General features: G+C 67.9%; 17 protein-coding genes. 7 read left to right on the top strand and 10 right to left on the bottom strand.

The genetic code is table 11. The annotated features are described in order from the left end of the window. Positions 1–87 precede the first annotated feature (87 nt). Positions 88–954: a GNAT family N-acetyltransferase gene (locus ACZ6KY_RS13490; RefSeq protein WP_469310449.1), complete on the top strand. Its 867-nt coding sequence runs from the start codon at positions 88–90 to the stop codon at positions 952–954. A 102-nt stretch (positions 955–1,056) separates the two neighbouring features. On the opposite strand, the gene ACZ6KY_RS13485 is transcribed toward ACZ6KY_RS13490, so the two are convergent. Together ACZ6KY_RS13485 and ACZ6KY_RS13480 are read right to left on the bottom strand one after the other, a co-directional pair. Further along, positions 1,057–1,479 carry a GlcG/HbpS family heme-binding protein gene (locus tag ACZ6KY_RS13485; protein WP_469310448.1) on the bottom strand — a complete coding sequence of 141 codons (423 nt, stop codon included), beginning with the start codon at positions 1,477–1,479 and terminating at the stop codon, positions 1,057–1,059. Between the two features lie 101 nt (positions 1,480–1,580). Then, positions 1,581–2,789, bottom strand: a complete 1,209-nt coding sequence (locus tag ACZ6KY_RS13480) for an MFS transporter (protein WP_469310447.1) — start codon at positions 2,787–2,789, stop codon at positions 1,581–1,583. A 142-nt stretch (positions 2,790–2,931) separates the two neighbouring features. Here ACZ6KY_RS13480 and ACZ6KY_RS13475 point away from each other — a divergent pair, with 142 nt between their 5' ends. Together ACZ6KY_RS13475 and ACZ6KY_RS13470 are read left to right on the top strand one after the other, a co-directional pair. Continuing rightward, positions 2,932–3,420, top strand: a complete 489-nt coding sequence (locus ACZ6KY_RS13475; protein ID WP_469310446.1) for a MarR family winged helix-turn-helix transcriptional regulator — start codon at positions 2,932–2,934, stop codon at positions 3,418–3,420. A gap of 9 nt (positions 3,421–3,429) precedes the next feature. Further along, positions 3,430–3,882: a GNAT family N-acetyltransferase gene (locus tag ACZ6KY_RS13470; RefSeq protein WP_469310445.1), complete on the top strand. Its 453-nt coding sequence runs from the start codon at positions 3,430–3,432 to the stop codon at positions 3,880–3,882. Between the two features lie 159 nt (positions 3,883–4,041). Here the strand turns inward: ACZ6KY_RS13470 and ACZ6KY_RS13465 are convergent, their stop codons facing one another. Beyond that, on the bottom strand, positions 4,042–5,427 hold the full coding sequence (locus ACZ6KY_RS13465; protein ID WP_469310444.1) for a serine hydrolase domain-containing protein: 1,386 nt from the start codon (positions 5,425–5,427) through the stop codon (positions 4,042–4,044). A 71-nt stretch (positions 5,428–5,498) separates the two neighbouring features. Beyond that, positions 5,499–6,968: a replicative DNA helicase gene (gene dnaB / locus ACZ6KY_RS13460; RefSeq protein ID WP_469310443.1), complete on the bottom strand. Its 1,470-nt coding sequence runs from the start codon at positions 6,966–6,968 to the stop codon at positions 5,499–5,501. 459 nt (positions 6,969–7,427) lie between these two features. Here dnaB and ACZ6KY_RS13455 point away from each other — a divergent pair, with 459 nt between their 5' ends. Then, positions 7,428–8,765: an MATE family efflux transporter gene (locus ACZ6KY_RS13455; RefSeq protein WP_469310442.1), complete on the top strand. Its 1,338-nt coding sequence runs from the start codon at positions 7,428–7,430 to the stop codon at positions 8,763–8,765. Positions 8,766–8,939: 174 nt separating this feature from the next. Here the strand turns inward: ACZ6KY_RS13455 and rplI are convergent, their stop codons facing one another. The 4 genes from rplI to rpsF all read right to left on the bottom strand — a co-directional run bounded on the left by rplI (position 8,940) and on the right by rpsF (position 10,675). Further along, entirely contained in the window at positions 8,940–9,386 is a 447-nt protein-coding gene (rplI, locus tag ACZ6KY_RS13450; RefSeq protein WP_469310441.1) for a 50S ribosomal protein L9, read from the bottom strand. A gap of 18 nt (positions 9,387–9,404) precedes the next feature. Beyond that, the gene (rpsR, locus tag ACZ6KY_RS13445) at positions 9,405–9,641 is read right to left on the bottom strand and encodes a 30S ribosomal protein S18 (protein ID WP_003949403.1); all 237 of its coding nucleotides are present in this window, start codon (positions 9,639–9,641) and stop codon (positions 9,405–9,407) included. A gap of 57 nt (positions 9,642–9,698) precedes the next feature. Continuing rightward, entirely contained in the window at positions 9,699–10,307 is a 609-nt protein-coding gene (locus tag ACZ6KY_RS13440; protein ID WP_469310440.1) for a single-stranded DNA-binding protein, read from the bottom strand. Positions 10,308–10,384: 77 nt separating this feature from the next. Continuing rightward, positions 10,385–10,675, bottom strand: a complete 291-nt coding sequence (rpsF, locus tag ACZ6KY_RS13435; RefSeq protein ID WP_261703747.1) for a 30S ribosomal protein S6 — start codon at positions 10,673–10,675, stop codon at positions 10,385–10,387. Positions 10,676–10,961: 286 nt separating this feature from the next. Here rpsF and ACZ6KY_RS13430 point away from each other — a divergent pair, with 286 nt between their 5' ends. From ACZ6KY_RS13430 to ACZ6KY_RS13420, 3 genes are all read left to right on the top strand, one after another. Further along, positions 10,962–11,273, top strand: coding sequence for a hypothetical protein (locus ACZ6KY_RS13430; protein ID WP_469310439.1), 312 nt, complete (start codon positions 10,962–10,964; stop codon positions 11,271–11,273). 163 nt (positions 11,274–11,436) lie between these two features. Next, on the top strand, positions 11,437–12,558 hold the full coding sequence (femX, locus tag ACZ6KY_RS13425; protein WP_401329122.1) for a peptidoglycan bridge formation glycyltransferase FemX: 1,122 nt from the start codon (positions 11,437–11,439) through the stop codon (positions 12,556–12,558). Positions 12,559–12,686: 128 nt separating this feature from the next. After that, positions 12,687–13,718: an alanine racemase gene (locus ACZ6KY_RS13420; RefSeq protein ID WP_467755051.1), complete on the top strand. Its 1,032-nt coding sequence runs from the start codon at positions 12,687–12,689 to the stop codon at positions 13,716–13,718. A gap of 90 nt (positions 13,719–13,808) precedes the next feature. Here the strand turns inward: ACZ6KY_RS13420 and ACZ6KY_RS13415 are convergent, their stop codons facing one another. Continuing rightward, a complete protein-coding gene (locus tag ACZ6KY_RS13415) occupies positions 13,809–15,326 on the bottom strand; it encodes a glycosyltransferase family 87 protein (protein WP_469310438.1) in 1,518 nt (505 codons plus the stop codon). Between the two features lie 109 nt (positions 15,327–15,435). Beyond that, positions 15,436–18,162 (bottom strand): transglycosylase domain-containing protein, encoded by a 2,727-nt coding sequence (locus ACZ6KY_RS13410; protein WP_469310437.1) that lies wholly within the window; start codon positions 18,160–18,162, stop codon positions 15,436–15,438. Positions 18,163–18,350 lie beyond the last annotated feature (188 nt).

Below are 18,350 nucleotides of genomic sequence, written 5' to 3'. Positions count from 1 at the left end.
TGCCGGTGGCGCAGCACATGACCAGAGCCGATGGGACCACCGGGAAAGCGGTGGACGGCAGAGGCCGGTGTCGGACAGCCTGGTTGTGTGCCGACACCTTCCCTCACCGTTCTGCCCGTTCGTCGTCTGACGCCTCGCGACCTCGCCGCGTGCGCCGACTTGTCCGAGGACCGGGGCTGGCCCCGTGAGGAGCACAAGTGGGGCCTGCTGCTCACCGCGAGGACCGGATACGGGATCGACGACCCCGCCGGCGGTCTCATCGCCGCCTGTGTGGTGACCACATACGGACCGCGCGAGCGCCCCGAACTGGGTGCGATCGGCATGGTCCTCGTCGCCGAGCGGCACGCCCGCCGGGGTGTCGGACGCCGTCTGATGCGGCACGTAGTCCAGGAGATGGGAACCACCCCGCTGACCCTGCACGCGACCGTGAACGGGCTCCCGCTCTACGAGGAGTTGGGATTCAAGGTCGTCGGCCGGGCCGAGATGGTCCGTGGGGTGTTCGCTCCTGGCGGTCCTGCGCCCGAGGTCCTCACCCGCCCGGCGACGGCGGAGGACCTCGCCCCCATCCTCCGGCTGGACGAAGAGATCTTCGGCGCCGACCGCACCCACATGATCACGCGATTGCCCGCCTTCGCGGACCAACTGCGTGTGGCCGAGGAGAACGGCCGGATCATCGGCTACGCGGCCGCCTGGCCCAACATGGCCGACCATGTCGTGGGCCCGCTGATCGCGCGGGACACGGAGACGGCGAAAGCTCTCGTCCGCTCGCTCGCCGCCCACACCGACCGTCCGCTGCGCACCGACGTCGACGTGCGCCACGAAGAGCTGCTGAGCTGGCTGAAGGAACGCGGGCTTGGCTCCGTCGGCTTCAACGCGGTCATGACGTACGGGATCCCGGAACTGCCCGGTGACTGGACCCGCCGCTTCGCACCGCTGACCGTGGCCGCCGGGTAGGGCCTCGACGGCTTCCACAGAAGAGGCGCCGATCCCCCGAGCACGTGGGGGGACCGGCGCCTCTGACCGTCGTACTCGGGCGGGCACCGCGACTGCCGAGTGTCAGACGAGCGATGCGACAGCGGCGGCGGCGAAGCCGTGGTCCTGGTCGGGCATCCCGCCACCGATCCCGATCGCGCCGATCAGACGGCCTTCGCGGTGGACCGGAACGCCGCCCGCGATGAACAGCAGGGGGCGGTCCAGCGCGGTGGGCAGGGTGTGGAAGAGACCGCCGGGCTGCACCGCGTCGACGAGATCGGCAGTGGCCGAGTTCAGCTGGAGTGCCGTGTAGGCCTTGCGCGTGCTGGTCTCTCCCGAGATCAGCACGGCCTGGTCGTCGCGCCGGAAGGCGAGCAGGTGGCCGCCCGCGTCGAGGACGGTGACGCTGATCCGGACACCGGCGGCCTCGGCGGCACGACGGGCCGCGGTGACGAGAACCTCGGCGTCCTCGATGGTCAGGGGGGCAACGGCGGTGGTGGTGCTCATCAGGGTTTTCTCCTTGTGGGGGTGTGCTGTGTCGGGTCGGGGACGTGCTGGATCGAGACCCCGCGGGAGCGGCCCTGGTCCCGTGACGGGCCCGATCCCGGTCAGTGGTGGACGACGGTCCGCGGTTCGGCGGGGATGCCCCCGGCGACCAAGGCGCTGGGGAGAGCGGTGCGGCGCTCCAGGGCGGCCGAGAGTACGGCCAGGACGAGCGCGCTCGCGGCGAGAACCGCACCGACCCAGTTGGGAGCGGTGTAGCCGAGACCCGCCGCGATGACGACGCCGCCGAGCCAGGCCGCGAGGGCATTGCCGAGGTTGAAGGCGCCGATGTTCACCGCCGAGGCCAGAGTGGGGGCGCCGTGCGCCTGGTCGAGAACGCGCTTCTGCAGAGGAGGCACGGTCGCGAAGCCCAGGCCGCCGATCAGGACGAGCGTGACGGCCGCCAGGACCTTGTTGTGCGCGGTGACGGTGAAGAGGGCGAGCACGACGGCGAGGCCGCCCAGAGACACGTACAGCATCGGCATCAGCGCGCGGTCCGCGAACTTGCCGCCGATCAGGTTCCCGCCGACCATGCCGAGGCCGAAGAGGACCAGCAGCCAGGTCACGGATCCGTCGGCGAAGCCGGCGACGTGCGTCATCATCGGGGCGATGTACGTGACGGCCGCGAAGACACCGCCGAAACCGAACACGGTCATCGCCATCGCGAGCAGGACCTGGACGTTCTTGAAGGCGGCCAGCTCGTGGCGCAGACGCACTCCCTCGGGCTTCGGCATCTCCGGAACCAGCTTGGCGATGCCCAGCAGCCCGATGACACCGAGTGCGGCGACTCCCGCGAACGTGACCCTCCAGCCGGCGCTCTGTCCGATCAGCGTGCCCAGCGGGACACCGACGACATTGGCGATCGTGAGCCCGCTGAACATCATCGCGATGGCGCCGGCCTTCTTCTCCGGTGCGACCAGCTCGGCGGCGGCCACCGACCCGATTCCGAAGAAGGCACCGTGCGCGAGGGAGGCGACCACCCGGCCCGCGAACATCAGCCAGAAGACCGGAGCCACGGCGGAGATCAGATTGCCGAGGACGAACAGACCCATCAGCACCATGAGCATCCGCTTGCGGGACACCTTGGTGCCGAGCGCGGTCATGATCGGCGCGCCGATCACCACACCGAGGGCATAGCCGGTCACCAGCAGTCCGGCCGTGGGGATGGAGACCCCGAAGTCTCCGGCGACCTCGGGCAGGACGCCCATGATCACGAACTCGGTCGTTCCGATTCCGAAGGCCCCGATCGCGAGGGCCAGAAGCGCGAGAGGCATGGTGGGGTACACCTTCCAGAAGATTGCGTGAGCGCTTTACCTGCATTCACAATAGTTGCAGACGCGGGTTATGTGCAACAGCGGTCTATTGCGTCCGTGCTCTATCCTGGTTCTCAGCCGCTCCGGGACGGAGGAAGACGCCATGACAGCCACGGACCCCGCGCTCACCGCCCTCGCTCAGGGATGGTGCGCCCTCTCCTTGCTGCACGGGAGGATCGAGGCCCATATCGAGCGGGCCCTGCAGTCCGAACACGAGCTCAGCGTGCGCGAGTACTCCCTGCTCGACGTCCTCAGCCGACAGCACGACGGCGACGGCGGTCATCTCCAGATGAAGCAGGTCGCGGACGCCGTCGTACTCAGCCAGAGCGCCACCACGCGGCTGGTCACCCGGCTCGAGGACCGAGGGCTGCTCGCCCGCTACCTCTGCCCGACCGACCGGCGAGGGATCTACACGAATGTCAGCGAGGCAGGACTGAAGCTCCTCGCCGAGGCACGGCCCACCAATGACGCCGCCCTGCGCGAGGCGCTCGACGAAGCGGCCGAGAATCCTGAACTGGCGCCCCTGGTCCGGGTCGTGGAGTCGGCGGGCGTGCCCGTGCACGCCATGCCCTCGGTGAGCGTTTCCTCGTAGGGTGCGTTCATGGCAGATCTTGAGATACGGGCCGCGGTCGCCGGCGACGTGCCCGCCATTGTCGCGATGCTGGCCGACGACCCGCTGGGTGCCCGACGGGAATCGCCCGACGATCTGACCCCGTACCTGGGCGCCTTGGAACGTCTGAACCGTGACCCGAACCAGCATCTGGTCGTCGCCGTCCGGGAGGACCGCGTTGTCGGCACCCTCCAGCTCACCGTGATTCCCGGGCTGTCCCGCAAAGGAGCGACCCGCTCCATCATCGAGGCCGTACGCATCCACGCGGACGAGCGCGGCAGTGGTCTCGGGACGGAGCTCATCGAGTGGGGGGTCGCGGAGTCCCGCCGCCAGGACTGCCAGTTGGTCCAGCTGACGTCAGACGCCTCCCGCACCGACGCCCATCGCTTCTACGAGCGGCTCGGCTTCGAGGCCTCGCACGTCGGTTTCAAACTCCAGCTCTGACGCAGGCCGCCGACGATCTGCCGCCACCACCTGCCGCCCGCGGTACAGCACACGCCAGGGCGACCCTCAAGGACGCGGCCTCCTGCGTGCAGCGTTGGCTTCACACAGCGGGAGGCGGCCTGTTTCACGTGAAACAGGCCGCCTCCCGTCCGGTGGCGTCTACTGAACTCCTCGCCAGCCTTCCGGGTCCACTCCACCCGGCACAGGAGCGTCCTTGTCGTACGGCTGCCGCGTGAACACGAACGACCCGAGGTCCAGATGACTCACGGAGCCGTCAGGCCGTCGTACGGGCCGCAGAAGCTCGCCCGCGTAGTAGCCGTCGAGCCCCGTCCACGTCCCGTCGCTGTTCGCCCGGAAGCGGGCACCCCGGCCGGTACCCGAGAGCGCGCCCAACACCAGCCCCCCACCGCCCGGCAACCGCAGCCCGAAGGCCTGGGTCCCCCAATACCACTGACCCGCCAACTCCAAGACGCCTTGGTCGACTTCGGCCATCGGACGCCACGGCTCGGGGATCCGAGGCTCCGCCTCCGCGACGATCCGCACCAGATCGGCGGCCACCGTGAACACGGGCGGCCCCGAGGTGCAGTTGGACAGCACCACCGCCGCCACGTCGTCCTCCACGCTGATCACCAATCCGGCGAGGAAGCCCGGCAGGGAACCGGAGTGCCCTACGAGGGTTCGGCCGTCACGGTGGACGATCTGCAGGGCAAGCCCGTAGGAAGACCCCGAAGCCAGCTCCGCGGTCTCGGGCGGCGCGGCGGGCGCGTGCATCTCCCGGACGGACTCCGCTCTCAGCACCCGGTCGTCGCCCTGGGCGAGAAAGACGGCGAAGCGAGCCAAGTCCCCCGTGGTGGACCACAACTGCCCGGCCGGAGCCATCCGCCCGAGGTCCTCCACCGGCTCGGGCATCATCGCGTCCGCCCAGGGGTGGACCGCCCATCCCCCCGCGTGCGGTGCCTGCGGGCTACCACTCGTACGGTGCAGGCCGAGCGGTTCGAGGACCTCGCGGCGCAGCACTTCTTCCCAGGGTGCGCCGCGCAATTCCTCGACGAGCGCTCCCAGAAGCGCGTAGCCGGGGTTCGAGTAGTGGTGCCTGCGTCCGACCGGATGCCGGAAGGGCTGCTCGCCCAGTACGTCGGCCAGTTCGGGACGCAGCGAGCCGGGTGTGCGCTCCCACCACGGCGCGGGTGACTCGGCGGCCAGCCCTGCGGTGTGCGCGAGCAGTTGGGAGATGGTGACCTCCCCCGCGCCGGTGCCGGGCACATGCTTCTCCAGCGGGTCGCCGAGGTCCAGGACACCCTCGTCGCGCAGCCGCAGCACGAGAACGGCGGTGAAGGTCTTGGTGATGGAGCCGATCCGGTACTGGACGTTCTCGTCCGGTCCGTGACCGTCCACCGAGGTCCGCGCCCCGTTCCATACCGCTTTCCCGCCCCGGACCACCGTCGCGACGAGCGACGGCGCCCGCCCCTCGTTCTGCGCGACGGCGATACGGTGCAGAAGGGCCCGGCGCGTGCCGGGAAGCAGATCATCGTGGGGTGTCGTCATGGCACCAGTCCACCTGCCCGGGCGCCGAACGTCGAGCGGATTGCCCCGAAGCGGCCCCGCAGGGCGCCGGATCAGGTCTGCGCCATGTCCACGAAGCGTGAGTAGTGACCCTGGAAGGCCACCGTGATCGTGGCCGTCGGGCCGTTACGGTGCTTGCCGACGATGATGTCGGCCTCGCCGGCGCGGGGGGACTCCTTCTCGTACGCGTCCTCGCGGTGGAGCAGGATGACCATGTCCGCGTCCTGCTCGATCGAGCCGGACTCACGCAGGTCGGAGACCATGGGCTTCTTGTCCGTGCGCTGCTCGGGGCCACGGTTGAGCTGCGACAGCGCGATCACCGGCAGCTCCAGCTCCTTGGCCAGCAGCTTCAGGTTTCGCGACATGTCGGAGACCTCCTGCTGACGGCTCTCGGACCGCTTGCCGCCCGACTGCATCAGCTGCAGATAGTCGATGACGACGAGCTTCAGATCGGCGCGCTGCTTGAGGCGGCGGCACTTGGCACGGATCTCCATCATCGACAGGTTCGGGGAGTCGTCGATGTAGAGGGGGGCGGCCGAGACGTCCGGCATGCGGCGGGCGAGCCGGGTCCAGTCCTCGTCGGTCATGGTGCCGGACCGCATGTGGTGCAGGGCCACGCGCGCCTCGGCGGACAGCAGGCGCATCGCGATCTCGTTGCGGCCCATTTCGAGCGAGAAGATCACGCTGGGCATGTTGTGCTTGATCGAGCAGGTCCGCGCGAAGTCCAGGGCCAGCGTCGACTTACCCATGGCGGGACGGGCCGCGATGATGATCATCTGTCCGGGATGCAGACCATTGGTCAGCGAGTCGAGGTCGGTGAAGCCGGTCGGTACGCCGGTCATCTCCCCCGAACGCGATCCGATCGCCTCGATCTCGTCGAGCGCGCCCTCCATGATGTCGCCGAGCGGCAGATAGTCCTCGGTGGTCCGCTGCTCGGTGACGGCGTAGATCTCGGCCTGGGCGCTGTTGACGATCTCATCGACGTCGCCGTCGGCCGCGTACCCCATCTGCGTGATGCGCGTGCCCGCCTCGACCAGGCGGCGCAGGACCGCGCGCTCGTGCACGATCTCCGCGTAGTACTCGGCGTTCGCCGCGGTCGGGACCGTCTGGACCAGTGTGTGCAGATACGGCGGGCCACCGACCTTGGTGATCTCGCCGCGCTTGGTGAGCTCGGCCGCGACCGTGATGGGGTCGGCGGGCTCGCCCTTCGCGTACAGGTCGAGGATCGCTCCGTAGATGGTCTCGTGCGCCGGCCGGTAGAAGTCGTGGCCCTTGAGCACCTCGACGACGTCGGCGATGGCGTCCTTCGACAGAAGCATGCCACCGAGGACGGACTGCTCGGCGTCGAGGTCCTGCGGCGGTACCCGTTCGAAGGACGAACCGCTGCTTTCCCATGACCCGTTGTCCCGGTCGTGCTGCTCGTCGCGGCCTCGGCCACCGTTCCCGCGCCGACGGGACGAGGGCAGACGATCACTGGGACCACTGTCCGCCCAGGGGTCGTCCAAGGGCTCGGAAATAGTCACCGAGCCACCTCCTCCCGTCCGCAGAGCGGACCTAGCAGTGCCTTTAATTTCTACGGCACGGCACTGACAAGTGAGCTGCCCAACTCCGGTTCTCACGCGTCGGTTTTGCGTGCTTTCCGAGGACGGAAGAGAGAACGGGCGCCGCACCACGTTAGGCCCGCGGGCACCGTCAGCCAATCTGGTTATCCACAGGCCATGTGGACGACGGCCCCGATGCTGTGGAGAACTCCACGAAACCTGTGTACGACCCGGTGGACAGCCCTGTGAACAAGCACTCAGCTCTTCTGGCGAACATGCTCTGACCTGCCATTTCCTCATCCACCGGCTGTGCAGAAGAAAAACTTCCCCACTCAGATCAAGATCGCTGCAAACAGTGCGCCACGACACACCCGACACGACAGAGAGTAAGGGTCCTTCATGCTTTGCATCTCTTACCTGTGGAAGATTAGATTGATGCTCATGACACAGGCTCCCGCGGCGCCCAGGGCCGCCCGACGCCGGCACGACCGAGAGATCGTCGCACTGGCCGTTCCGGCGTTCGGCGCTCTCGTCGCCGAGCCTCTCTTCGTGCTGGCCGACAGTGCCATCGTCGGCCATCTCGGCACCGCGCAACTGGCCGGACTCGGCGTCGCCTCGGCCCTTCTCATGACAGCCGTCGGAGTCTTCGTCTTCCTCGCGTATGCCACTACGGCCGCGGTCGCCCGCCGAGTCGGCGCCGGCGATCTACGGGCCGCGATCCGCCAGGGCATGGACGGCATCTGGCTCGCCCTGCTCATCGGTGCGGCCGTGATCGCCATCGCCCTGCCCACCGCACCCTCCCTCATGGAGTTGTTCGGCGCCTCCGATACCGCCGCCCCCTACGCGACGACCTATCTGCGGATCTCGGTGTTCGGCATCCCCGCCATGCTCGTCGTGCTGGCCGCCACCGGAATACTGCGTGGACTCCAGGACACGAAGACCCCGCTGTACGTCGCCGTCGGAGGCTTCGTCGCCAACGCGGTCCTCAACGTCGTCCTCGTCTACGGCGTCGGCCTCGGCATCGCAGGCTCCGCCTGGGGCACGGTCATCGCCCAGTGCGGCATGGCCGCCGTCTATCTGTACGTCGTCCTCCGCGGAGCCCGGGAGCACGGCGCTTCCCTGCGGCCCGACGCCACCGGCATCCGGGCCTGCGCCCAGGCCGGCACCCCGCTGCTCGTCCGTACGCTGTCGCTCCGCGCGATCCTCCTGATCGCCACAGCTGTCGCCGCCAGGCTCGGGGACGCCGACATGGCGGCACACCAGATCATCCTGTCGCTGTGGAGCCTGCTTGCCTTCGCGCTCGACGCCATCGCCATCGCGGGACAGGCCATCATCGGGCGCTACCTCGGCGCGGACGACGCCCGGGGTGCCCGTGAGGCCTGCCGACGCATGGTGCAGTGGGGTCTCGTCACCGGAGTCGTACTCGGGCTGCTGGTCATCGCGGCCCGCCCCCTGTTCCTTCCCCTGTTCAGCGGTGACTCGGGGGTGCGGGACGCGGCGCTGCCCGCTCTGGTGCTGGTTGCTGTCTCCCAGCCGATCTGCGGGATCGTCTTCGTCCTGGACGGCGTACTGATGGGTGCGGGGGACGGGCCGTATCTGGCCTGGGCCATGCTGCTCACGCTGGCGGTCTTCACCCCCGTCGCCCTGCTCGTTCCCCTTCTCGGTGGCGGGCTGACCGCACTCTGGGGAGCGATGACGCTGATGATGACGATGCGGATGCTGACCCTGTGGCTGCGCTCTCGGTCGGGTCGCTGGATCGTCACGGGTGCGACGCGCTGACGTAGACCAGCCGTTTCACGGGAAACGAGGGGTTTCACGTGAAACAGCGTTCCCCGGCATCCACGGAGAACCCACGCCGACGCGTTCACGTTCAGGAGAAGCCGGATCAGGAAAGGCAGAAGGGCCGCACCCCGAGGGGTACGGCCCTTCTCTCAGCTATGCCGAGCGCTGCACTCAGGCAGCAACAACCTCGATGTTGACCTTGGCGGCAACCTCGGGGTGCAGACGCACGAACGTCTCGTGGGCGCCCAGGGTCTTGATGGGCGAGCCCAGCTCGATGCGGCGCTTGTCGACCTCGGGGCCACCGGAAGCCTTGATCGCCGAAGCGACGTCAGCCGGGGTGACGGAGCCGAAGAGACGACCGGCGTCGCCGGAGCGAACGGCCAGACGGACCTTGACGCCCTCGAGGCGGGCCTTGATCTCGTTGGCCTGCTCGATGGTCGCGATCTCGTGGATCTTGCGAGCACGACGGATCTGCTCGACGTCCTTCTCGCCACCCTTGGTCCAGCGGATCGCAAAGTTCCGCGGGATCAGGTAGTTGCGAGCGTAACCGTCCTTGACGTCAACGACGTCGCCCGCGGCACCGAGGCCGGAGACCTCGTGGGTAAGGATGATCTTCATGTGTCGGTCACCCTTCCTTTATCGCGCGGTGGACGTGTAGGGCAGCAGTGCCATCTCACGGCTGTTCTTCACAGCCGTGGCGACGTCACGCTGGTGCTGCGTGCAGTTGCCGGTCACGCGGCGGGCACGGATCTTGCCGCGGTCGGAAATGAACTTCCGCAGCATGTTCGTGTCCTTGTAGTCCACGTACGTGACCTTGTCCTTGCAGAACGCGCAGACCTTCTTCTTCGGCTTGCGCACAGGCGGCTTCGCCATGGTGTATCTCCTGTGTGATCAAGAAGTGGGAGTACGGCCCACCCTCGGCCCTGAGGCCTAGAAGGGGGGCTCGTCCGAGTAGCCGCCGCCAGAGCCGCCGGAGGAGCCGCCGGAGCTTCCGCCCCAGCCGCCACCGCCACCGCCGCCGCCCTGACTGCCACCGGCGGGAGCGCCGGTTGCCCAGGGGTCGTCGGCCGGAGCGCCGCCGCCCTGCGGAGCGCCGCCGGAGCTTCCGCCCCAGCTGCCGCCCTGCTGGCCGCCACCGCCGCCGTAACCGCCCTGGCCGCCCTGGCCGCCTCGGCCCGTGGTCTTGGTGACCTTGGCCGTGGCGTTCTTCAGGCTGGCGCCGACTTCCTCTACGTCCAGTTCGTAGACCGTGCGCTTGACGCCCTGGTTGTCCTCGTAGGACCGCTGCTTCAGGCGGCCCTGCACGACGACGCGCATGCCGCGCTGGAGCGACTCGGCGACGTTCTCCGCCGCCTGACGCCAGACCGAGCAGGTCAGGAACAGGCTCTCGCCGTCCTTCCACTCATTGGTCTGACGGTCGAAGGTGCGGGGGGTGGACGCGACACGGAACTTCGCGACCGCCGCACCGGAAGGGGTGAAGCGCAGCTCGGGGTCGTCGACAAGATTGCCGACGACCGTGATGACGGTCTCGCCTGCCATGGGGGAACCTCTCGGCGGGTTTGCTGCTGGCTGCTGGTGCTGCTACTCGATGCCCGAAATCAGCTGAGCTGGAGAGCTCAGTGGGTCTCGGGACGGAGGACCTTGGTCCGGAGGACCGACTCGTTCAGGTTCATCTGGCGGTCGAGCTCCTTGACGACCGCAGGCTCGGCCTGCAGGTCGATGACCGAGTAGATGCCCTCGGGCTTCTTCTTGATCTCGTACGAGAGACGACGACGGCCCCAGGTGTCGACCTTTTCGACCTTTCCGCTGCCCTCACGGACGACGGAGAGGAAGTTCTCGATCAGGGGGGCGACAGCGCGCTCTTCCAGATCGGGGTCGAGGATGACCATCACTTCGTAGTGACGCATGTGGAACCCACCTCCTTTGGACTCAGCGGCCACGGTCGTTCCGTGGCAGGAGGGTTGTGATGCGTACGCAACGGTATCGGCCGCCACTGACAATCGGGCCACCGATCGGTGAACCGAGCGGCAATCCCTGTCGTGACCTGGCTCTGAGCCTGGGCAGACACCGGTGCAGAGGGTACAGAGTACCTGCACTCCGGCTTCCGGTTGAAATCCGACCGGGTTGGCCGTCAATCTGTACACATCGGGTGTGTATGGCGCTACGATGCGCCGCTTCCGCAGGAGGTGCCTTATGGCACAGGTATTGCGACCCAGCACCACCGGCTCACTCTTCGCCACGGACGGCAAGCCTCATCCCCTCCAGGACACCTTGCTCGTGGTGACCCTGGTGTGCGGAGTCCTGGCCTTCGTCACGTCGATGTTCCACAGCCTCCATCTGCTCAGCTCCTGGGCCGGCCTCGTCGGGATCCTCGCCGGTGCCTACGGCCAGTTCGTCTCCGAGACGACCCGGGAGCGCTTCGGACTGATCGTGGGACTCGGCCTCTCGGGCGTCGGTTTCTACCTCGGCCTGGCCCACGGCGGCCTCTTCGGCGGCGTGTTCTGAGTCGAACGTCCGTTTTCCCCTGACCTCGGGACGCTTCACGCGGCGTCTCCGGGGTCCAGGTTCCATACGGCCAGTCGGGGCGCTCGCAGGGCGCAGTAGGCTTCGGCGCGAGAGCCGGAGCCCCTGTACCCATGGGGACACACCAGCCCGAGGAGCGCCCCGAATGAGCCTGACCCTGAGGACCATCAGCCGAGAGCAGCATCTGGCATACATCCAGAGCCTGCCCGCGGCCAGCCACATGCAGGTCCCCGCCTGGGCAGACGTAAAGGCCGAGTGGCGCTCCGAGAACCTCGGGTGGTTCGACGAGAGGACCGGCCAGATGGTCGGCGCGGGGCTGGTGCTGTACCGCCAGCTGCCCAAGATCAAGCGCTATCTCGCCTATCTGCCCGAGGGTCCGGTCATCAACTGGTTCGCGCCGAACCTCGACGACTGGCTGCAGCCGATGCTCGCGCACCTCAAGCACCAGGGCGCCTTCTCCGTGAAGATGGGTCCGCCGGTGATCATCCGGCGCTGGGAAGCCACGTCCATCAAGGGCGGCATCCAGAACCCGGACGTGAAGCGCCTGCGCGACATCGAGGCCGACTTCATCGAACCGCGCGCCTTCGAGGTCGCCGACAAACTGCGCCGCATGGGCTGGCAGCAGGGCGAGGACGGCGGGGCCGGCTTCGGCGACGTCCAGCCCCGCTATGTCTTCCAGGTGCCGCTGGCCAACCGTTCCCTCGAAGAGGTCCACCGGAACTTCAACCAGCTGTGGCGCCGCAACATCAAGAAGGCCGAGAAGGCGGGCGTCGAGGTCGTCCAGGGCGGCTACCAGGACCTGGAGGAGTGGCAGCGGCTGTACGAGATCACCGCGCTGCGCGACCACTTCCGGCCCCGCCCGCTGTCGTACTTCCAGCGCATGTGGACGGCCCTCAACACCGAGGACCCCAACCGCATGCGGCTCTACTTCGCCCGTCACGACGGAGTGAACCTGTCGGCCGCGACGATGCTCGTCGTCGGCGGACACGTCTGGTACTCCTACGGCGCCTCGGACAACATCGGGCGCGAGGTCCGGCCCTCGAACGCGATGCAGTGGCGCATGCTGCGCGACTCGTACGCCCTCGGAGCCACGGTCTACGACCTGCGCGGCATCTCCGACTCGCTGGACGAGACCGATCACCTCTTCGGCCTGATCCAGTTCAAGGTGGGCACGGGCGGAGAGGCCGCCGAGTACCTCGGCGAGTGGGACTTCCCGCTCAACAAGCTGCTCCACAAGGCGCTCGACATCTACATGTCACGCCGCTGAGCCGCCCCGAATCGCATGCCGGGCCGCTGAACCAGCCCGGCATCGCCCCATCGGTCCCGCGAATCAGCGACAATTCCTTTTCATACCTCTGATACACCGCAGCCACGAGAAAGGTTCCGGGACCGGCCATGGCGCTCACTCTCTACGTCGACACCGCGCGCTGGCGGGCACACCACAAGCAGGTGTCCGAGCAGTTTCCGGGGCTCGTCCCCGTCTGCAAGGGCAACGGCTACGGCTTCGGCCACGAACGGCTCGCGGACGAGGCCACCCGCCTGGGCTCGGACATCCTCGCCGTCGGCACCACGTACGAGGCCGCCCGGATCAAGGACTGGTTCGGCGGCGATCTGCTGGTCCTGACGCCGTTCAGGCGCGGCGAGGAGCCCGTACCGCTGCCCGACCGCGTCATCCGCTCCGTGTCGTCCATCGACGGCGTGTACGGCCTCGTGGGCGCCCGTGTCGTCATCGAGGTGATGTCCTCGATGAAGCGGCACGGCGTGAGCGAGCAGGACCTGCCGCATCTGCACTCCGCCATCGAGAACGTCCGGCTGGAGGGCTTCGCGATCCACCTGCCGCTGGACCGCACCGACGGCTCGGACGCCGTCGAGGAGGTCATCGGCTGGATGGACCGCCTCCGTGCGGCCCGCCTCCCCCTGCACACGATGTTCGTCAGCCACCTCAAGGCCGAGGAACTCGCGCGACTTCAGCAGCAGTTCCCGCAGACCCACTTCCGCGCCCGTATCGGCACGCGGCTGTGGCTGGGGGACCACGAGGCCACCGAGTACCGCGGGGCCGTCCTGGACGTCACCCGCGTCTCCAAGGGCGACCGCTTCGGCTACCGGCAGCAGAAGGCGGCCTCGGACGGCTGGCTCGTGGTCGTGGCGGGCGGTACGTCGCACGGGGTGGGCCTGGAGGCCCCCAAGGCGCTGCACGGCGTCATGCCGCGCGCCAAGGGCGTCGCACGCGCCGGCCTCGCGACGGTCAACCGGAACCTTTCTCCGTTCGTCTGGGCCGGCAAGCAGCGCTGGTTCGCCGAGCCGCCGCACATGCAGGTCTCGATCCTCTTCGTGCCCTCCGACGCCTCGGAGCCGAAGGTCGGCGACGAACTGGTGGCCCATCTGCGGCACACCACCACGCAGTTCGACCGCGTCGTAGAGCGCTGACCCCGGGTTCGACGCGCTCCAGCACAGCGGAAAGGCCGTACACGGACACCGTGTACGGCCTTTTGCGTGGCTCTTCCGCGGCCTGTTCGCTCAGAGCGAACGGTCTCCGGGTGCCGCGTCCCCGCCCCAGTCGACCTGGGGGAGCCCGTCGAAGTGCGCGGCGTGCCGCGCCGGATGCGCGGCCGCGCCGAGAACGAAGACGTCCTCCGCGCCGTCCAGCAGCCCGCCCGACGGGTCGTCCTCCCCCGCTCGGCGCACCACGTCGCGATCCGGCATGAAGATGTCCCGCACGACCACCGCGCACAGGTACAGCGTCCCCAACAGGTGGACGGCGATGGCGACTTGGTACCCGTCGGTCGGCAGGCCCTTATGGGCGTCCCCGCTGGTCGTGTACGCGAGGTACATCCAGATACCCAGGAAGTACGCGACCTCGCACGCCTGCCAGATCAGGAAGTCCCGCCAGCGCGGCCGAGCGAGCACCGCGAGCGGGACGAGCCACAGCACGTACTGCGGCGAGTAGACCTTGTTCGTGAGGATGAAGGCCGCGACGATCAGGAAGGCGAGCTGGGCGAAGCGGGGGCGACGAGGGGCGGTGAGCGTGACGGCGCTCAGACCCGCGCAGATGATCAGCATCATGATCAGCGCCCAGGTGTTGGCCGTGTCGGGCGTGATCGCGATCTTCAGCCACTGCGAGATGAACAGGAAGACCGAACCGAAGTCGACGCCGCGGTCATGACTGAAGCTGTAGAACTTCGCCCACCCTTCGGGTGCGAGGTACATGACCGGAAGGTTCACGACCAGCCAGGCACCGACAGCACCGAGCAGCGCCGTACCGAACTCACGCCACTTGCCGGCCCGCCAGCACAGCAGGAAGAGCGGCCCGAGGACCAGGAACGGGTAGAACTTGGCGGCTGTGGCGAGCCCGATCAGGACACCGAAGGCAAGAGGGCGCCCCCGCGACCACATGAGCATCGCGGCGGCCAGCAGCGCAACGGCGAGGAGATCCCAGTTGATCGTGGCCGTGAGCGCGAAGGCGGGCGCCAGAGCGACCAGGAGGCCGTCCCACGGGCGACGACGGTGGGTGCGCGCGGTACATACGGCGATGATCGCCGCGCACACCATCAGCATCCCCGCATTGACCATCCAGTAGACCTGCTCCTGGTGCTGGATGCTCCCGCTGCCCGGAGTGAGCCAGGCCGCGACTTCCATGAACACGCCGGTCAGCACCGGGTATTCGAGGTAGTCCATGTCGCCGGGAATCTTGTCGAAGTACGGCACAAGGCCGTCGGCGAAGCCCCGCCCCTGGTAGAGGTGCGGGATGTCCGAGTAGCACGCGTGCGTGTACTGCGAACTGGCTCCGAAGAACCAGCCGCCGTCGTAGCACGGCAGCTTCTGGACCATACCGAGGACGAACATGCCGATCGCCACCAGCGCGACGACCCGCACGGGCGTCCACCAGGACGTCCCGAGCAGCGCCCGCCGCCCGATAGGGCCGCCGATCAGCTCACTACCGCTGGCGGCGACCTCGTCATCCTTGGTCGGCCGCACCAGCTCCGGCTCGTGCGCGCTCACTCGCGTCGTCTCTGCACTACTGGGCATGCCGCACATCCTGCCGTACGCGTCTAGGAATAGGCCGAGGGCCGCCCCACCTTGTCGGTGCGGCGGCCCTCGTTTCACGTGAAACGGTGTGTTTCACGTGAAACACACACGGAGGCGGCTATCCGTTCGCCCCTCCGAGGATGCCTCCGTTGCCATTGCCGTTGCCTCTACTGGTCGAGCTACTGGTGGATTCCGATGGTGAGGTACTCACCCCACCGTCGGTGCCACCCGCATCGGTACCACCCGCGTCGGTGCCACCAGTGTTGTTGCAGGTGAAGTCGAACTTCCTGCAGGTCTCGGTCGGCGAGGGCGAGGGAGACGTCAGGGTCTCGCTGGGGGTCGGAGTCGGCGACGGGCTCGGCGACTCGCTCACCGTGGCGGAGGGGGTCGGCGACGGGCTCGGGGTGTCGTTGAGGACCACACCGATATCCTCGGGCACCGGGAAGGTCTCCACCTTCTGCCCCTTGAGCGCGACCTCCATGTAGTCCCGGAAGATCTGGGACGGGAACGACGCACCGTGGATGGTCTTCTCGCCACCCGTGCCGTACATCGGCAGGAACTCGCGATTCTTGTTGGTCTCGTCATCGTCCAGGCGGTACATGCCGATCGCCGTGGACAACTGCGGGGTGTACCCGACGAACCAGGCGGACTTGTTGCCGTCGGTGGTACCGGTCTTGCCGGCCACCTCGCGGCCCTTCAGCTGAGCGTTGGTACCGGTGCCCTTCTCGACCACGGTCTTCAGGACGTCGGTGACGTTGTCGGCGACCGCCGGGGTGAACGCCTCGACGGTCTTCGCGACACGGTCGTGCTGGAAGACGGTGCCGTCCCTGTTGGTCACCTTGTCGACCGAGTACGGATCCCGCTGCTTGCCGCTGGCCGCGAAGGTGGCGTACGCCCCGGCCATACGGATCGCGCTCGGGGAGGAGGTGCCCAGGGAGAACGACGGGAACCTGGAACTGGCGAGGCTCGACTCCTTGATGCCCGCGCTCCGGACGGCTTCCTTCACCTTGTCCAGGCCCACGTCCATGCCCAGCTGGACATAGGCGGAGTTGACGGACTCACGCATGGCCTCACGCAGGTCGATCTTGTACGAGGGTGCGTTGTACGACTGCTGGCCGTCGTTCTGCTGCAGCCATTCCCTGCCCTTGTCGTCCGTCCAGTCGTTTCCGTTGTAGTCCTTGATCTTGAGCTTGTTCTTGCCGCTGTAGAAACTCTTCGGGGAGACCTTCGTGCGCGCGTCCTGCGGCTGGTCCGGGGGACCGTCCGGATTCTTGACACCCCAGGACATGGCGGCCGCCAGCACGAAGGGCTTGAAGGTCGAACCCACCTGAGCACCGGTCTGGTCGGCGTTGTCGGTGAAGTGCTTGGTCGCGTCCACACCGCCGTAGATGGCCTCGATCGCGCCGCTGTCCGGGTTGACGGACGCCCCGCCGAACTGGACGTACTTGTCATTGTTCGGGCGCAGCTTGGGCTTGATATTGGCCTTCTGCACCTTCTTCACCGCGGCCTCGAGAGCGGCGACCTTGGCCTTGTCGAAGGTCGTGTGGATCTGATACCCGCCCTGCCGGAGCTTGGTCTCGGTGATCCCCGTCTTGTCACTGTTCGAGATCAGGTACGTGTTGGCCAGGTCGACCAGGTAACCGACCTGCCCGCTCAGCGCGGCGTTGGACCGCGGAGACTGGATCTGAGGGAACGTCTTGAACTCGTTCCGCCGCGCCGCGCTCAGACGACCGTCCTTGACCTCTTGGTCAAGAATCCATCCCCAGCGCGCCTCGGCACGCTTGCGGTTGGCCTCAGGCGTGGCGGCCGGGTCGATGCCCGGGGCGCCCGCGGGGTCGTAGTACGTGGCGCCCTTGAGCACCGCCGCCAGGAAGGCACACTGGCTCGGGTTCAGCTCCGTGGCGTCCTTGTTGAAATAGGCATGCGCCGCGGCCTGGATGCCGTAGGCGTTGCGCCCGTAGTACGCGGAGTTCAGATAGCCGGCCATGATGTCTTCTTTGGGCACCTTGGCCCCGACCTTGATGGAGACGAACAGTTCCCTGAGCTTGCGGGAGATCGTCTGCGACTGGTCCTGAAGCATCGCGTTCTTCACGTACTGCTGGGTGATGGTCGAGCCACCCTGCGTCTGGCCGCCCTTGGCCATGTTCACGAAGGCGCGGGCGATACCCATCGGGTCGACGCCGCTGTCCGTCTCGAACGTCTTGTTCTCGGCCGACATGACCGCCCAGCGCATCTCCTTGGGGATCTGCGCGTAGCCGATGATCTGGCGGTTGGCCTCACCACCTGTGGCGACCATCTCGCTGCCGTCGGCGTAGAAGTAGACGTTGTTCTGCGCCTTGGCGGTCTTGCCGATGTCCGGGATGCCCACCAGGGCGTATCCGACGCCCGCGGCCGCGACCATGCTGCCGCAGAAGCCGATGAACAGGCCCGTCACGAGCTTCCAGGACGGCACCCAGCGCGCGGCGCCGTACTTACCGGCGCGCGGGTAGTCAATGATGCGCTTTCTGGCAGGCTCGGGAGCGCGGCCTCGGCCGCGTCCTGGCCCGCCCGGGCCCGGGGGACCACCGCGTCGGCCGCCCCCTCCTCCGGGACCACCGGACTCCGCGCCGTCGGCGGCTCTGCGCCGGCCTCCGCTGCTTCCTCGCTGGGTGGCCCGCCGTGCCTCGGCACGGCTGCCGAACGGGCTCTCTTCACCTCCCGAGCCATAAGAATCGGAAGGAGACCCGGTGGCGTCTCGCGGTGCCTCGCGGCGGCCTGCGGACGGGCCGGGCTGTGGCTGGCCGCGCCGGGCCGCGGCACGTCCGCCGCCCTGCGGCTGCGGCGGTTTGCGACGGTGCTCGCTCATCGAACGACTACTCCTCGGGCAGGCGCACCTTTGCGCGCCTGGAAACGGCGGCTGGTTTCCGGTCCCCCCGAAGTACGGATGCGGTCGATCGTGCATTCACCCGTACTGCACCAAAGACGTTGACGTTCTCAGACGTCACTCGGTTCCCGGTGGTGTCCATGCCGCACAGACTACGCACCGTCAAAACC

Source organism: Streptomyces sp. NPDC042002, assembly GCF_055588305.1.
Note: the sequence above shows the minus strand (reverse complement) of the source record. Positions and strands in the feature narration are given on the sequence as shown.

Bases quoted from the DNA above. Each gene is read 5' to 3' on its own strand.
- rplI (WP_469310441.1), bottom strand. From the start codon at position 9,386: ATGAAGATCATCCTTACCCACGAGGTCTCCGGCCTCGGTGCCGCGGGC.
- ACZ6KY_RS13415 (WP_469310438.1), bottom strand. From the start codon at position 15,326: ATGTGCGGCATGCCCAGTAGTGCAGAGACGACGCGAGTGAGCGCGCAC.
- ACZ6KY_RS13410 (WP_469310437.1), bottom strand. From the start codon at position 18,162: ATGAGCGAGCACCGTCGCAAACCGCCGCAGCCGCAGGGCGGCGGACGT.
- rpsR (WP_003949403.1), bottom strand. From the start codon at position 9,641: ATGGCGAAGCCGCCTGTGCGCAAGCCGAAGAAGAAGGTCTGCGCGTTC.
- ACZ6KY_RS13480 (WP_469310447.1), bottom strand. From the start codon at position 2,789: ATGCCTCTCGCGCTTCTGGCCCTCGCGATCGGGGCCTTCGGAATCGGA.
- ACZ6KY_RS13455 (WP_469310442.1), top strand. From the start codon at position 7,428: ATGACACAGGCTCCCGCGGCGCCCAGGGCCGCCCGACGCCGGCACGAC.
- ACZ6KY_RS13485 (WP_469310448.1), bottom strand. From the start codon at position 1,479: ATGAGCACCACCACCGCCGTTGCCCCCCTGACCATCGAGGACGCCGAG.
- ACZ6KY_RS13470 (WP_469310445.1), top strand. From the start codon at position 3,430: ATGGCAGATCTTGAGATACGGGCCGCGGTCGCCGGCGACGTGCCCGCC.
- rpsF (WP_261703747.1), bottom strand. From the start codon at position 10,675: ATGCGTCACTACGAAGTGATGGTCATCCTCGACCCCGATCTGGAAGAG.
- ACZ6KY_RS13430 (WP_469310439.1), top strand. From the start codon at position 10,962: ATGGCACAGGTATTGCGACCCAGCACCACCGGCTCACTCTTCGCCACG.
- femX (WP_401329122.1), top strand. From the start codon at position 11,437: ATGAGCCTGACCCTGAGGACCATCAGCCGAGAGCAGCATCTGGCATAC.
- ACZ6KY_RS13465 (WP_469310444.1), bottom strand. From the start codon at position 5,427: ATGACGACACCCCACGATGATCTGCTTCCCGGCACGCGCCGGGCCCTT.
- ACZ6KY_RS13420 (WP_467755051.1), top strand. From the start codon at position 12,687: ATGGCGCTCACTCTCTACGTCGACACCGCGCGCTGGCGGGCACACCAC.
- ACZ6KY_RS13440 (WP_469310440.1), bottom strand. From the start codon at position 10,307: ATGGCAGGCGAGACCGTCATCACGGTCGTCGGCAATCTTGTCGACGAC.
- ACZ6KY_RS13475 (WP_469310446.1), top strand. From the start codon at position 2,932: ATGACAGCCACGGACCCCGCGCTCACCGCCCTCGCTCAGGGATGGTGC.